Source organism: Vibrio sp. VP6 (assembly GCF_028823755.1).
GTDB classification, from domain to species: domain Bacteria; phylum Pseudomonadota; class Gammaproteobacteria; order Enterobacterales; family Vibrionaceae; genus Vibrio; species Vibrio parahaemolyticus.
In genome coordinates this window covers 24,161-39,028 of sequence record NZ_JAPEID010000041.1, presented here as the reverse complement: position 1 = coordinate 39,028, position 14,868 = coordinate 24,161, and the positions used below count along the sequence as shown (strand labels likewise).

The following is a 14,868-nucleotide window of genomic DNA, read 5'->3' as shown; positions in this document are numbered from 1 at the left end:
TTTTGAAAAAAAACTTTCAACCGAACAAATAGCAATCACTTTGTGTATATACCAAGCGATCTTGGCTATTTTCTCTCATTTAAAAGGATCTTTCCTCAAGAAAAAGGGCGTTTCTACCTGAATTACGATCTTCAAATTTGATGCAATTGAAGCAAATGATCTTCGCTCAACGCGCTTTTTCTCTTCGTCCTGCTGTATAAAAGATAAAAAAAGAGCAGAACGATGACGAACTGCTCTTTGGTCTTTGCTTTTTACTTGGGGTACTTCAGGTGAAGTCTTGGAAATTGCTTCTTCTATATAGAAGAAAAGATCAGAGCATCCTTGCCCTTCTCTTTTACGACAGATTAGCTAGGGGTATATCTAAATGTCGTGGTTGTTCGATGACACATTGAGCTCGTAAGAGTGGAGCATGCTTGCATTCCCAATGGCGTCATCTTCGAGAGGAACTTAGTTCTTCAATACTTTTACGGTGTAGCTACCATCTTTTTGTTGGTACAGACCGTGGATATCGGTTTCGAAACCTGGGTAATGCGCACCGATCTCACAAAGCATCTCTAGGAAGTCCAGCACTGGGCGAGACTCTTGAGTCACCATTTCACCAGGAAGTACTAGTGGCACACCTGGAGGGTAAGGAAGGATCATGTTCGCACTTACGCGACCAACCATTTCTTCCAGTTTGATTTCTTCTACGTTACCGCGAAGCTCTTCTTGCCATGCTGCGTGTGGTGTTACTTTCATTTCTGGAAGAACATCGAACGCTTTGTACATTAGTTCTGGTAGGTTGTATTTCTTAGTTAGGTCATGAATTGCTTGTGCCAATTCTTGAACGCGCATGCCTTCATAGAAGCTTGGATCTTCGTTATATAGCGAAGGAAGGAAGCTCTTGATGGTTAGGTTCAAGTCGTAGCCACGTTTAAATTCAGTCAGACCGCGTAGTAATTGCATTGCTTTTGATTTGTCGATACCGATTGAGAATAGGAACAACAAGTTGTATGGGCCTGTTTTCTCAACCACGATGCCGCGCTCGTCTAGGAATTTAGCCACCAGCGAAGCAGGAATACCTGATTCTTCTAGTTCGCCTTCTTTATTCATCCCCGGAGTCAGTAGCGTTACTTTGATTGGGTCAAGATACATGTGGTTGTCATCCATGTTCTTGAAGCCGTGCCATGTATCGCTAGGGTCTAGTTTCCAACATTCTGTGGTATCGATGTTTTCTGGTTGCCATACATCGAAGAACCAGCTGTCACTTTCTGCTTCTAGGCGTTTGATCTCTTTACGGAAGCGGATTGCGCGATCGATAGAGTCTTGCATCAACTTCTTACCAGTGTTGCCGCGCATCATTGCCGCTGCAGTTTCAGTAGAAGCAACAATGCCGTACTGAGGTGAAGTTGAAGTGTGCATCATGAATGCTTCGTTGAAAGACTCTTTATCAAAGTCACCTTTCACGTGAATCATTGAAGCTTGTGAGAACGCTGCCAACAGTTTGTGTGTTGATTGTGTCTCGTAGAACACTTTGCCTGGCATCGCTTCACCACTCATACCACATTTACCTTCATAAATTGGGTTGAAGTTAGTGTAAGGCACCCAAGCACTGTCGAAGTGGATGTGTTTACAGTCTAGCGACTCTTTGATGAATTGTGTGTTGTACAACAGGCCATCGTAAGTTGAGTTAGTCACTACTGCGTAACTTGGTGCTGTTGCACCTGGAGTTTTCGCCACTTTCTCTGCAATGACATCGCGGCTGAATTCGCTTTGTGGAATACCACCAAGGATGCCGTATGCGTTACGAGTTGGACGGAAGTAGATCGGTGTCACGTCGCTCATCATCATTAGGTGAGTCAGAGATTTGTGACAGTTACGGTCAATCAGTACTGTGCTGCCCGCAGGCGCTGAGTACATGCCGACGATTTTGTTCGATGTAGACGTACCATTCGTTACGATGTAAGAGCTGTCTGCATTGAAGGTACGTGCGATGTATTCTTCTGCATCTTTATGTGGACCTGAGTGGTCTAGTAGAGAACCTAGTTCAGGCATTGAGATTGATACGTCCGCTTTGAATGTATTTGGACCGTAAAAATCGTAGAAGATGCTACCAGCAGGACTTTTCTGGAATGCAGTACCACCCATGTGACCTGGAGTACAGAAGGTGTATTTACCTTCTTCTACGTATTTGAATAGCGCTTTAGTGAATGGAGGCATGATGGCATCTTTGTATGCCTCAGTCGCTTGGTTGATTTTGATAGCGATGTCGTCAGCCATACCTAAAGCGTACTCGAAGAAGCTCACGTTTAGACGTAGGTCTGTTAGTGAAATATCGAGAGTAGACTGTTCGTTAGCAAATGCGTGAACAGGCAGTTTTTCGTTGATTTGGCTAATACGTTCACATAGCTCTAGTGAGTATTTATCCCAGTCGAACAGCACACCGCAAATGCGTGGGTTCATCTCAATCATTTTGATCAAGTCTTTATCATCTACTGGGTAAACCACTTCGTAGCCCGCTTTCTCAAGAGCAGCGTGAAGTTGACGAACTGGCTCTTCTTTAAAGAACACACCCATGTGGTTCAAGATAGCGAAAATATTCATTTGGACATCTCCAAGGCGAATGAAGGCGCTCTCTGCCATTTACAGGCAGTGAGTAAGGTGACTGCGTTTGGGGATTAGTTGCTTGCTTGAGCAGACATGTCGTCAGCGTGTAGCTTCATGTACTGAGCTAAGCCGGCTTTTTTGCTGTAGAACATCAAGATAACGAGAGACACGATGAAGGTTGCTGTTAGCGTACCGCCTTCTGCACCAGCAAGGGCAATGAAGCAGAACAGACAAGCTACACCAGAGAACAGCATTACGAAGCCGTTGCGTGTTGTCATACCTTCAAAGCGGATCAAGTTAATGCTTGAGTAGAAGTAAGGCAGCATAGTTAGTAGAACTGCATCAGTCGTTAGCTGATTGAACAGGTCTGATGCGTGTGCTGTTTTAGAGCTGAAGAACATCAGTACAACCATTAATGCTGTCATCTTGATTGACGCAAGGATTAGACCTTTCTTAGGCACACCGTTTTTGTCAGTTTCGCCGTAGATTTTAGGGAAGTTGCCATCGCTTGCTGCACGTTTACCAGCTTCGCCCACCAGCATCATCCAAGAACCTAGCGAAGTAAAACATGCTAGTGCAGTGAATGCTGATACGAATGGTGCAGTCCAGCTACCGAATAGCTCAGTGGTAGCCAATGCAAATGGCGCACCTGATGCCGCAACTTCAGAAGCAGGGAACATGCCGCTGATCATTTGAGTTGATAGGATGTAAATCACACCTGCAATACCAGTACCCAGCATGGTTGCTAGCGGTACAGTACGTTTAGGGTTTTCTACCATACCTGTCGATACTGCTGCTGATTCCACACCAACGAATGACCATAGACAGATAAGAACCGCAGTCACAATCGCATGGCTATCAGTACCCGCAGATACGTTCCAGTTTTGGCTGTATAGCGCAGTGTCGAAGTGCGTCCAACCAAATAGAGCGGTACCAACAACTGGAATTAGAATTAGAACAAGACCAAGCGTACATAGACGGCTTACCCAGCTACCACCAAGTAGGTTGACGAAAGTGAAGATCCATACCGATGCAATCGTCGCAATACCCGCTGGGATTGGGTCATTAAGCACAGGGAAGAATACTGAAAGGTAAGAAACACCTGTAATAGCAATAGCTAGGTTACCAATCCAGTTCGCGTGGTAATAAAGCACGCCCGTTTGGAAACCAAAGACTGGGGAAACTTCGCCCGCATAAGCGATAGGACCACCTTCTTGAGGGTTTTTGGTTGCCAGACGAGCGTAAACAAACGCAAGGCTCAGTGCACCGATCAAACAGATCAGCCAGCTGAAAATTGAAACAGAGCCTACTGAAGCTAGGCTGGAAGGTAACAGTGCAATACCACTACCCATCATGTTACCGGCGACTACACCCGTACAGGCAATTAGGCCGATTTTTTTCGTATTCGATGACATAACATCTCCAAATCTATTCTACTCAAGTCAACGTGACTCAAACTGAACGGTTATTAGCGAGATGCTATGAAGTAGATACCTGCTCGACCTCGCTAAATTTCGAAGTGAAGACTACGCCCAAAAATCGGGAAAAAAATAAACTTGGCGTTATCAATAAAATGATTAGTTAATCAACATCAAGTTGAGATAAACATGATAAACACAAAAATATAAAATCATATTATTCATACGGTTATAAGAAAAACATCAAACCTTCTACCGATAGATAAACTCCCATCAACTCGTCGGTAATCGCGATAAAAGTTATCAACCTCTATCAACTTCCCCATCCCGAAGGGTTAATTCCCTGAACTGTTGATTCCATAAATCTCTCCCTGATCGCGCTTTTTGACCCACATCAATATTCATCTCGCCTGCAAGAAAGCATCAGAATCATTCTCGCCACATAACTCAGCCAGACACTCCATACAATCAATAGAGATAGAGATAGAGATAGAGATAGAGATAGAGATAGAGATAGAGATAGAGATGATAGAGATAGAGATAGAGATAGAGATAGAGATAGAGATAGAGATAGAGATAGAGAAGCAAACCGGATATGTTTTCCCGTTGCAAGCTTGCGTTGTTAGCTCCTTCGTAAGTCATTGCCCCACCCTTTTCACTTTTCGACAGCGACAAAAAAGCCCCTCACCGAAATGAGGGGCTAGTATTTGAGTCCGAGAGAATTAAAGCATTCGAACGACAGAAGGGTGAACAGCGCGATACATGGCGTAATCAATCGCCTTCATGTTACTTGGGAAGACCAAGTTTTCGCACAGCAGGTACGTCTCAACCGACGTATCAATATAGAAAGCTTCGCTGTAAGACTCACTGGCCAAATCCAGATCACCATCCAATTCAGCATGCTTACCACGAATCACATAAGACAGCACCGAATCTCGTAACCTCAATGCTTGCCCAAGATGCTGCTTGGCTGAAGCCATGTCACCAGCGATGGTTTCGTGTAGGGCCAAAGCTTCATAAATTCGAGGTTGAATTGGCCCAACCATCATTTTCACGTTGGTTTCCAGCGCATCGCTGAGTTGTTGCACTCGCCCTTTCTTTAGTTCGAGAGACGAATCAAGCACTTTCTGCACGTGGTAAGCAATCAGTAATTCAGCTTGAACATAAGCATTATCTGGCTCGATTTCTAAAATATTTTCCATCAAATCGATGCCTTGGCGAAACTGCTTTGCATCAGAGACATTAAGATAATGGTTAGCTTGCACAAACAATTCCAAGGCATCTGGATTCATGGGCATTCCCGTCACCAGCATCGTAGATTTTAATTTGGCATCCGGCACTTTCAGCACTTGCATCAAATCCAACGATGCTTGTTGAAGCACGGTCTTTAAATGGCTACTGGTTAACGCGTATTGACGACTAAACAACACCTTTTCAGATGAGTTATTGCGATATTCCACCTCTAAAAAGCTGCCACCGTCATTCTCACGAACTCGTACCACAACGGATTTACCAGGCACAATGCCAGAAGTAAACGACGCCTTCTTTAGCATGACTCGGTAATCACTGACTTGAGCAATGTCAGACATCAACTTTTGGGCAAACCCGTCTGCCAAGTCATAGCTTAACCCTTCGCTCGTGAAGTTATCTTGAAACTTGAATTCGATAAGGTGAGTATCGATGGCTTGGGTAATACGCACTTCCGATTGCTTGTAGGTAAACACGCCCATCACCACGACCAAAACACTGATCCAGATGAAGTTCATCAGTCCCAAGCGCCACGGGCTGATTTTATTTTTTTTCTGAGGGGGCTTTTTCTCTTTCGACATCTCGCAGACCGCACGAGTTAGAGGGCCGGCAGGAAAAGTAACGGCAGGTGCGATAGGCAGAGTCTCTTCTTCTGGTTCTTCAACCAAAGGTGCGTTCTCTTCCTCTTCACTTTGGCGACTTGCGACAAACTCTTCATGCGTCATCGGAGTCACGTTCGCCACCAGCTTGTAGCCACGTTTCGGCACTGTAATGACGTAACTGGTATTTTCTTCCCGACCGTCACGCAGCAATTTACGCAACTCAAAAATGGACTGAGTCACCACTTGATCGGTCACAATCGCCCCAGCCCAAACGTACTGGATCAATTCCTCGCGATTGAACACCTCATTTGCATGCTCAGCTAAGAAGTGCAAAAGATTAATTAAGCGCGGCTCAACAGTAACTTCCCTATCTTGTCGATACAGCTTATTTTCATCAACGCTTAAAACCCAGTCATTGATTTGAAAATAGACTCCAACCATGTATGAAAACTCTCGTATCTACCAGACAGCTATCGCTGTAGGAATGATGGAACTTCACATTCGCACAGTCGACCAAAAGCGAGATTATAGGTGGGAAAACGGCGTGCACCTAGAAAAGCAAGCCGCCAAAAATGCAAACTTAAGTTAAGTGATGCAAAAATGAGACTACTCAAGTGCTGCAAGAATAGAACAATGACTGGCATCATCGTTTGTATGGCCACAGCACGCATCATTAATCTTCTTCAAAGCACGGCGAATTTTCGTCAGTTCATTAATCTTCTCGTCGATCAGTTCTAACTTGGCAGAAGTAATGGCTTTTACCTCTGCACAACTGTGTTCTGTCGCCTCTAACTTAATTTCTAATAGATCTTTTATCTCATCCAAACTCAACCCTAGCTCTTTCGCTTTTAAGATGAAGCGCACCTGCTTTTGATTCTCTTCATTATAAAGTCGGTAACCTGATTCGCTTCGCCCTGCGGGTTTTATCAACGCATTTTTCTCATAAAAACGCAGTGTATCTGAAGTCACACCACAGCGTTTTGCCAACTCACCTATCTGAAACATAACTTTCCTTATTAACTATCTCGTTACTTTTAAAGCTAAAGAACGACTTTTTTGCAATTATTTTTGAGATGCCAAACGATTGCGCGAGCTTTTTTGTAATAAATTGGTTAGAATACGCGCCATCAAATGTGGAGACTGTTTTCTAAACATGAAAACACCTGCAAAGGTCTTTACCAAAACTGGCCAATATTTTACCCCAAGAGGTAAAAACAAGTTCATTTTTGGCAAACATCTTTAACTCCGTGAATTTGAGGAAAATGGAAGCATGAATAACGCTCGTCCTATTCGCCGTGCGCTTATCAGCGTATCAGACAAAACAGGTATTGTTGAGTTTGCACAAGCTCTTGCTGAGCGCGGTGTCGATATCCTATCTACTGGTGGTACAGCACGCCTACTTGCCGAACAAGGCATCGCCGTAACAGAAGTCTCTGACTACACAGGTTTCCCAGAAATGATGGACGGCCGCGTTAAAACGCTTCACCCGAAAGTTCACGGTGGTGTGCTTGGTCGTCGTGGTCAAGATGACGACGTGATGGCAAAACATGGCATCAACCCAATCGACATGGTCGTTGTTAACCTATACCCATTTGCAGAAACCGTTGCAAAAGATGGCTGTACTCTTGCTGACGCAGTAGAGAACATCGATATTGGCGGTCCTACCATGGTTCGCTCAGCAGCGAAGAACCACAAAGACGTAACTATCGTTGTCAACGCTTCAGACTACGACCGCGTAATTGCAGAGATGGACGCAAACGACAAGTCCCTAACTCTAGAGACGCGCTTCGACCTTGCTATTGCAGCATTCGAGCATACTGCGGCTTACGATGGCATGATCGCAAACTACTTCGGTACCATGGTTCCATCTTACGGTGAGAACAAGGAAGGCGATGAAGAGAGTAAATACCCTCGCACCTTCAACCAACAATTCGAGAAGAAACAAGACATGCGCTACGGTGAGAACAGCCACCAAGCTGCCGCGTTCTACGTCGAAGCCAACCCACAAGAAGCGTCTGTTTCTACTGCTCGCCAAATCCAAGGTAAAGCCCTTTCTTACAACAACATCGCAGACACGGACGCCGCACTTGAATGCGTGAAAGAGTTTAATGAGCCAGCATGTGTAATCGTAAAACACGCCAACCCGTGTGGCGTCGCGCTAGGTAAAGACATCCTAGAAGCGTACAACCGCGCTTACCAAACAGACCCAACATCAGCGTTCGGCGGCATCATCGCATTCAACCAAGAGCTAGATGCAGAAACGGCTAGCGCTATTGTTGAGCGTCAATTCGTTGAAGTAATCATTGCTCCTTCTGTTTCTACTGAAGCGATTGAAGTCGTTGCGGCGAAAAAGAACGTACGTCTACTAGAGTGTGGCGAGTGGTCAACGAAGACAACGGGCTTTGACGTGAAACGCGTCAACGGTGGTCTACTGGTTCAAGATCGCGACCAAGGCATGGTAAGCCTAGACGACCTTAAAGTGGTTTCTAAGCGTCAACCGACAGAAGAAGAGCTTAAAGATGCCCTATTCTGCTGGAAGGTAGCGAAATACGTGAAATCTAACGCGATCGTTTACGCGAAAGGCGACATGACTATCGGTGTGGGCGCAGGCCAAATGAGCCGCGTTTACTCAGCGAAAATTGCCGGCATCAAAGCCGCAGATGAAGGCTTAGAAGTTGCAGGCAGCGTAATGGCATCTGACGCTTTCTTCCCATTCCGCGACGGTATCGATGCCGCAGCAGAAGCCGGCATTAAGTGCGTAATTCAGCCAGGTGGCTCTATGCGTGACGACGAAGTTATCGCAGCAGCAGATGAGCACGGCATGGCGATGATCTTCACGGGTATGCGCCACTTCCGCCACTAATTTCCTCATCGTATTTGGCACTGTGGCGTCGTTAACTGCTTTTGCCCACCCCAGTTACGTAGCTGGCTATGTTTCCGGGATGGGCTCAATTGTTGCCTAGCCACATCATCAACTACTTTGAGTAAACAGTATTTATAAGATTAAGGATTTTCATATGCGAGTTTTAATCATTGGTTCAGGCGGTCGTGAACATGCGCTAGGCTGGAAAGCAGCGCAAAACCCAAATGTTGAGACTATTTTCATTGCTCCAGGCAACGCAGGTACGGCACTAGAGCCAAAACTAGAGAACGTAAACATCGATGTAGAAGACATCGCTGGCCTTGTTGCTTTCGCCAAAGAGAAGGCGATTGAACTGACTATCGTTGGCCCAGAAGCACCATTGGTTATTGGTGTGGTTGATGCGTTCCGCGAAGCAGGCTTACCAATCTTTGGCCCTACCCAAGCCGCAGCGCAGCTTGAAGGCTCCAAAGCGTTTACTAAAGACTTCCTTGCTCGTCACCAAATCCCAACCGGTGCTTACGCAAACTTCACAGAAATTGAACCAGCGCTTGCTTACGTGCGTGAGCAAGGTGCACCAATCGTGGTGAAAGCAGACGGTCTTGCTGCTGGTAAAGGCGTAATCGTTGCGATGACGCTAGAAGAAGCCGAGGACGCAATCAAAGACATGCTAGCGGGCAACGCATTTGGCGATGCAGGCAGCCGCGTGGTTATCGAAGAGTTCTTAGATGGTGAAGAAGCAAGCTTCATCGTAATGGTCGATGGTGAGAACGTTCTGCCAATGGCCACCAGCCAAGATCACAAACGTGTCGGTGATAAAGACACGGGTCCGAACACAGGGGGCATGGGCGCTTACTCTCCAGCTCCTGTGGTCACACCCGAAATTCACAATCGCATCATGGAAGAAGTCATTTACCCAACGGTACGTGGCATGGCATCTGAAGGGAACCCATACACAGGTTTCCTATACGCGGGTCTGATGATCGACAAAGATGGCACTCCGAAAGTGATCGAGTACAACTGCCGCTTTGGTGATCCAGAGACACAACCAATCATGATGCGTATGGAATCGGATCTTGTAGATCTATGCTTAGCAGCAATCGACGAGAAGCTTGATCAAGTGGAATCTAAATGGGATCCACGCGCATCTATCGGTATCGTGCTAGCAGCCGGTGGCTACCCAGCAGCGTACAACAAAGGTGACGTGATCTCTGGCCTGCCTCAAGTTGAAATTGAAGGCGAGAAAGTCTTCCACGCGGGTACAGACAATCAAGATGGCGACATCGTGACAAATGGTGGTCGCGTATTGTGTGCAACTGCATTGGGCAACAGCGTATCAGAAGCACAGCAACGCGCATACGAGCTAGCAAAACAGATCAGTTGGGATGGCATGTTCCATCGTAATGACATCGGCTACCGTGCTATCGCTCGCGAGCAAGAAAAATAATAACAACTTCAGTTGGCTAAAAAGACAAAAGGCGCATTCAGCGCCTTTTTTATTGTTCTTTCGCATCCAGCGTAAAAACGTAGAAGCCTTACTCAGAGATAAACTTTGGTCGTGATACACAATCAAAGTCGTCATCATTGAGCATCAAGAGGCTGTCTACCACCACTTCATTACGAGATTCTTTACCAACAAAGGCAATGTAGCTATCGACCGATGATAAACGGTCGACGACAAATTTCGGCAGGGTTTGGTTGAACTCTAGCGTCGAAAACTCTTTCCCTTTGCAGGTTTCAAATGCTTGACCATTCCAATAGCCTTGTACGAGGTTCTGCCCGTTGCGAGACTGCTCTTTGATGGCTACAACGACATCATTAGCTTCGGCTTTGTATCGATCAAGTTGCTCGCGCTGCAACGGCAAGACTTTGCGATTTACGCGATATTGCTGATAAATCGCTTCACCATCTTTATTAAAGCGGATGTGGATTTGAAAAGGCACCAGTCTTTGCTTGGCATCGATTTGCTCACCTTTTCGAATCAACTCACGCAACTCGCCTTCATCCCAACGGTAATCACTTTTATACCAGCCATGATCACCCATCGTGACGTAATCTGCCGCGGTACTGACTCGAGTTAATCGCTCAGTCATCCAATACAAACTACTGGTGTCACCTGCGGTTTTTCCGCCAGAAAAGTGGGTAAATTGTTCTAGATTAGGCGTTTCAACAGAAGAACAGCCAATAAGAGAAAGGCTAGATAGGAGGAGTGAAGTGAGTAGATGTTTTTTCATGAAATTGCACCGAGGCAGGATACCTCGGTGCATTCTAACTTAGTTTACTGATTCTTTCAGCGCTTTACCTGCTACGAATGCAGGTACGTTAGCTGCTGCGATTTGAATCTCGTCACCAGTCTTAGGGTTGCGACCAGTACGTGCAGCGCGGTGGTTTACTTTGAATGTACCAAAACCAATTAGTTGAACTTGGTCACCCTCTTTAAGTGCACCAGTTACACCTTCAAGAGTCGCTTCAAGAGCAGCTTTAGCTTGTGCTTTTGATAGGTCTGCTTTCTCTGCGATAAAGTCGATTAATTGGGTCTTGTTCATTAGGTTTCCCTTCTCATATGTTATCGAATTCGTCTCACTCTAAAGCATAAATGCCCCATCTGGCAAAGGTTTGTAAGCGATCTTTCGATTTTCTGACGTACTTTTAGCCATAATATGAGTAATAACTCACAATTTGTTACCACATGCGGTCTGAAAGCCCTTGCTTTCCTACGTATTTGGACCAATTAATAAGGCACTTTTGCGGTTATAATCACTGCAAATAACAACTATCAGACTACTTTCAAGGGCAACTATGCTGCTGTTATCCATTTATATCTCTATTGCTATCGGCATTTCGTTTATCTGTTCGGTACTGGAGGCGGTACTACTGAGTATCAGTCCGAGCTACATTGCGCAGCTCAATCAACAGGGGCATCCTGCTGCTGAGCAGCTATCTAAACTCAAGTCCGACATCGACCGCCCATTAGCGTCGATTCTGACTCTAAACACTATTGCTCACACTATCGGTGCAGCAACAGCAGGTGCACAGGCGGCCGTCGTATTCGGCAGCGAAGCACTTGGCATCTTCTCTGCTGTGCTCACACTGGCGATCTTGGTTCTCTCTGAAATCGTACCGAAGACCATCGGTGCAACGTACTGGCGTCAGCTTGCACCAGCAGCGGCGGTATCGCTACGTTGGATGGTATGGGCACTAACGCCATTTGTATGGTTTTCAGAGCAAATCACCAAGCGTTTGGCTCGTAACCACGAAGCACCAAAAATGCGTGATGAACTTTCTGCGATGGCAATTTTGGCACGCGAAAGTGGTGAATTTGCAGAAGGCGAATCTAAAATCTTAAGCAACCTGCTAGGGATTCAAGATGTGCCTGTCACACAAGTCATGACACCTCGCCCTGTTGTCTTCCGCGTTGACGCAACGATGACCATTAATGAGTTTCTGGACAAACACAAAGACACACCGTTCTCACGTCCGCTGGTATACAGCGAGCAGAAAGACAACATCATCGGCTTTGTGCATCGTCTAGAACTGTTTAAGATGCAGCAATCAGGCAGTGGTCAGAAACAACTCGGTGCGGTCATGCGTCCAATCCAAGTGGTTCTGAACAATACAGCGCTACCAAAAGTATTCGATCAAATGATGACGCACCGCCTACAACTGGCACTTGTGGTCGACGAATACGGCACCGTTCTTGGCCTTGTCACACTTGAAGACATCTTTGAGCACTTAGTTGGTGAAGAAATCATCGACGAAGCCGACAAGAGCACCGACATGCAAGAACTGGCCTACCAACGCTGGGAAAGCTGGAAAGAAATGCACGGTGTAATCGAAAGCCGCGATGACGACGAAGAGTTAGAAAAACAAAACGTTGAGCCAGAAACACAAGAGCCAACAAAACCAGACTCAAAAGAATCGTAACCACGTTTCCAACAAAAAAGGCATCCCCCGGGATGCCTTTTTCATATTCGCTTTCGCATTACAGTGCGATGCCGATGTTGCTCACGGCTTCTTCGCGTAGTTCTTCACGCAAGTCTTTGATCAAGTTGATATCACGTTCCGTTGCTTCACGCAGCGGACGGAAGATTGCCCACTGGACATCCCACTCTTCACATACGGCTTCATTTTCTTTTTGATTGTCGTTTGTGATTGGCTCACTGCCCTGTGCTTGCTCTAAATCAGCAACGGTTTGTACCGACTGTTGGCTCACTTTAAGCATTGAATCGAAAAGGTAGTCGCGATCCAACAGACCATGCAATAGAGTAGACAATGCCTGACACGCATCCATCGCTGGGTATACACCGTAAAAATCATACTCGTCGGCACTTGGGAACAATTCTTCGAGCTTCTCTAGTTGACGCTCGAAATTCACTTTCGCGTTCTTAACGGTCAGAATTTCCCATACACTATCAAGAATCGCTCGGTAAGCACGCGGTTCAGCAAATTCTGTGTTCTCACAAAACATCGCATAGTTTGGATACATGCGTTCACACAGACACGCCATAAAGGTAATTTGTTGCCAAGGTTCTAGTTTTTCTAAACGAACCTGAAGAGGATTCTTAAGCATAGTCACTCAATCATTGAAGAAAAAAACAGCGAAAGTGTACTTGATTCATCACAGGGAAAAAAGTTAATGCAGCATCCAAATCAGATTTTCCTGCTCTCAGAGCATCGCGACACCTACGAAACGTTATTGGCGGAGAAAAATCTGCCCGACCTGAACATTACGGACAAGCCGCAAGAGGCACACATTGTTCTTGCCGATCCTCCTTTACTCTCACAAAGATTAGACGAATTTTCACAACTTGAGTGGGTACAATCTACCTATGCGGGCGTAAATGCGCTCATTACCCCAGAATTTCGCCAAGACTATACGCTGACGAATGTGCGTGGCGTGTTTGGTCCGCTAATCGCAGAGTACGTCCTCGGATATTGCATCAGCCACTATCGTCATTTTATGCACTACCACCAGCAACAACAAAACAAACAGTGGCAACCGCATCTCTACACATCACTGCAAAGCAAAACCATGGTGATTCTCGGTACGGGTAGCATTGGGAAATGCCTAGCACAAACGGCCCAGGCGATGGGGATTAACACGATTGGTATTAATCGCACAGGAATTCCAACAGCCAATGATGAATTTGCACAAACCTTCCACATCAATGAACTAGCAAATGCTTTAAGAAAGGCAGATATTGTCGTTAATACGTTGCCGAGCACACCTAATACTCGTGCCTTGCTCAACCGTGAAACACTTCAACATCTCAACCAAGCTTTATTATTCAATGTAGGTAGAGGAGATGTGTTGGATGAAGCCAGCTTGTTGCTCGCCATCAAGAATCGCTGGGTAGAACACGCTTTCTTGGACGTGTTTGAGCAAGAACCATTGCCACCAGCGCATCCGTTTTGGAAGTTACCGCAAGTGACCATCACGCCACACATTGCCGCATTGAGCTTTCCTGAACAGGTGGTCGACATTTTTGCCGACAATTACCGACTTTGGCGCGATGGTTTCTCATTAAACAATCAAGTGGATTTCGAGAAAGGGTATTAAAGATCGATGTCTCTAGAGAATCTACTCCAACAAGTGCGCGCGTGCCAGATCTGCGCTGAGAGTTTACCTCTCGGAGCCAACCCTGTGGTTCAAGCCGGTAAAAACGCACGCATTCTGATTATTGGCCAAGCACCAGGAACAAAAGTCCACAGCACTTCGATACCTTGGAATGATCCAAGTGGTGACCGACTACGCCAATGGCTTGATATCGACAAAGACGTGTTCTACGACCCGAATAAAATTGCCATTGTACCAATGGGATTCTGCTATCCGGGTAAAGGAAACTCGGGAGATCTACCACCGAGAAAAGAGTGCGCTCCTACATGGCACAAAAAGATTCTCGAACAGCTCCCCAATATAGAGTTGACTCTGCTTATTGGTCAGTACTCTCAGCAGTACTACCTCACCAACAAGCCCAAAACTCTCACGCAAACCGTTCAGCAATGGCAAGATTGGGAACCTGAGTTTATTCCTCTACCTCACCCTTCCCCACGCAATACGCTGTGGTTAAAGAAGAATCCATGGTTTGAGTCGGAAGTCGTTCCCTATATCCAACAGCGCGTTCACTCGATGCTTTGAGTTACCTATGATCTA

Annotated in this window: 13 protein-coding genes; 5 read left to right on the top strand and 8 right to left on the bottom strand. The window is 45.9% G+C overall.

Annotated features, from left to right (window positions below; all coding sequences use genetic code 11):
• Positions 1-447: 447 nt before the first annotated feature.
• The 5 genes from OU793_RS20195 to zntR form a co-directional block, all read right to left on the bottom strand.
• Positions 448-2,583, bottom strand: a complete 2,136-nt coding sequence (locus OU793_RS20195; protein WP_005481757.1) for a lysine decarboxylase CadA — start codon at positions 2,581-2,583, stop codon at positions 448-450.
• 74 nt (positions 2,584-2,657) lie between these two features.
• Positions 2,658-4,001 carry a cadaverine/lysine antiporter gene (gene cadB, locus OU793_RS20190; protein ID WP_140103686.1) on the bottom strand — a complete coding sequence of 448 codons (1,344 nt, stop codon included), beginning with the start codon at positions 3,999-4,001 and terminating at the stop codon, positions 2,658-2,660.
• Between the two features lie 471 nt (positions 4,002-4,472).
• Positions 4,473-4,646: a hypothetical protein gene (locus tag OU793_RS20185; RefSeq protein ID WP_274647827.1), complete on the bottom strand. Its 174-nt coding sequence runs from the start codon at positions 4,644-4,646 to the stop codon at positions 4,473-4,475.
• An 80-nt stretch (positions 4,647-4,726) separates the two neighbouring features.
• Entirely contained in the window at positions 4,727-6,295 is a 1,569-nt protein-coding gene (gene cadC / locus OU793_RS20180; RefSeq protein ID WP_140103687.1) for a lysine decarboxylation/transport transcriptional activator CadC, read from the bottom strand.
• 165 nt (positions 6,296-6,460) lie between these two features.
• Entirely contained in the window at positions 6,461-6,859 is a 399-nt protein-coding gene (gene zntR, locus OU793_RS20175; RefSeq protein WP_005456436.1) for a Zn(2+)-responsive transcriptional regulator, read from the bottom strand.
• 265 nt (positions 6,860-7,124) lie between these two features.
• Between zntR and purH the strand changes: the two genes are divergently transcribed.
• Together purH and purD are read left to right on the top strand one after the other, a co-directional pair.
• A complete protein-coding gene (gene purH, locus OU793_RS20170) occupies positions 7,125-8,717 on the top strand; it encodes a bifunctional phosphoribosylaminoimidazolecarboxamide formyltransferase/IMP cyclohydrolase (RefSeq protein WP_140103688.1) in 1,593 nt (530 codons plus the stop codon).
• A 154-nt stretch (positions 8,718-8,871) separates the two neighbouring features.
• Positions 8,872-10,161, top strand: coding sequence for a phosphoribosylamine--glycine ligase (purD, locus tag OU793_RS20165; RefSeq protein WP_005456447.1), 1,290 nt, complete (start codon positions 8,872-8,874; stop codon positions 10,159-10,161).
• A gap of 88 nt (positions 10,162-10,249) precedes the next feature.
• On the opposite strand, the gene OU793_RS20160 is transcribed toward purD, so the two are convergent.
• Together OU793_RS20160 and hupA are read right to left on the bottom strand one after the other, a co-directional pair.
• On the bottom strand, positions 10,250-10,948 hold the full coding sequence (locus OU793_RS20160; RefSeq protein WP_005497586.1) for a DUF1481 domain-containing protein: 699 nt from the start codon (positions 10,946-10,948) through the stop codon (positions 10,250-10,252).
• Positions 10,949-10,987: 39 nt separating this feature from the next.
• Entirely contained in the window at positions 10,988-11,260 is a 273-nt protein-coding gene (gene hupA / locus OU793_RS20155) for a nucleoid-associated protein HU-alpha (RefSeq protein ID WP_005433627.1), read from the bottom strand.
• A gap of 253 nt (positions 11,261-11,513) precedes the next feature.
• On the opposite strand from hupA, the gene OU793_RS20150 reads away from it, so the two are divergent.
• On the top strand, positions 11,514-12,638 hold the full coding sequence (locus OU793_RS20150; protein ID WP_025510595.1) for a CNNM domain-containing protein: 1,125 nt from the start codon (positions 11,514-11,516) through the stop codon (positions 12,636-12,638).
• A gap of 58 nt (positions 12,639-12,696) precedes the next feature.
• Here OU793_RS20150 and OU793_RS20145 read toward each other — a convergent pair whose 3' ends face one another.
• The gene (locus OU793_RS20145) at positions 12,697-13,284 is read right to left on the bottom strand and encodes a YjaG family protein (RefSeq protein ID WP_005456454.1); all 588 of its coding nucleotides are present in this window, start codon (positions 13,282-13,284) and stop codon (positions 12,697-12,699) included.
• 66 nt (positions 13,285-13,350) lie between these two features.
• On the opposite strand from OU793_RS20145, the gene OU793_RS20140 reads away from it, so the two are divergent.
• The gene (locus OU793_RS20140; RefSeq protein ID WP_021452323.1) at positions 13,351-14,274 is read left to right on the top strand and encodes a D-2-hydroxyacid dehydrogenase; all 924 of its coding nucleotides are present in this window, start codon (positions 13,351-13,353) and stop codon (positions 14,272-14,274) included.
• Positions 14,275-14,280: 6 nt separating this feature from the next.
• The gene (locus tag OU793_RS20135) at positions 14,281-14,853 is read left to right on the top strand and encodes a uracil-DNA glycosylase family protein (RefSeq protein WP_015297453.1); all 573 of its coding nucleotides are present in this window, start codon (positions 14,281-14,283) and stop codon (positions 14,851-14,853) included.
• The last annotated feature ends 15 nt before the right edge of the window (positions 14,854-14,868 follow it).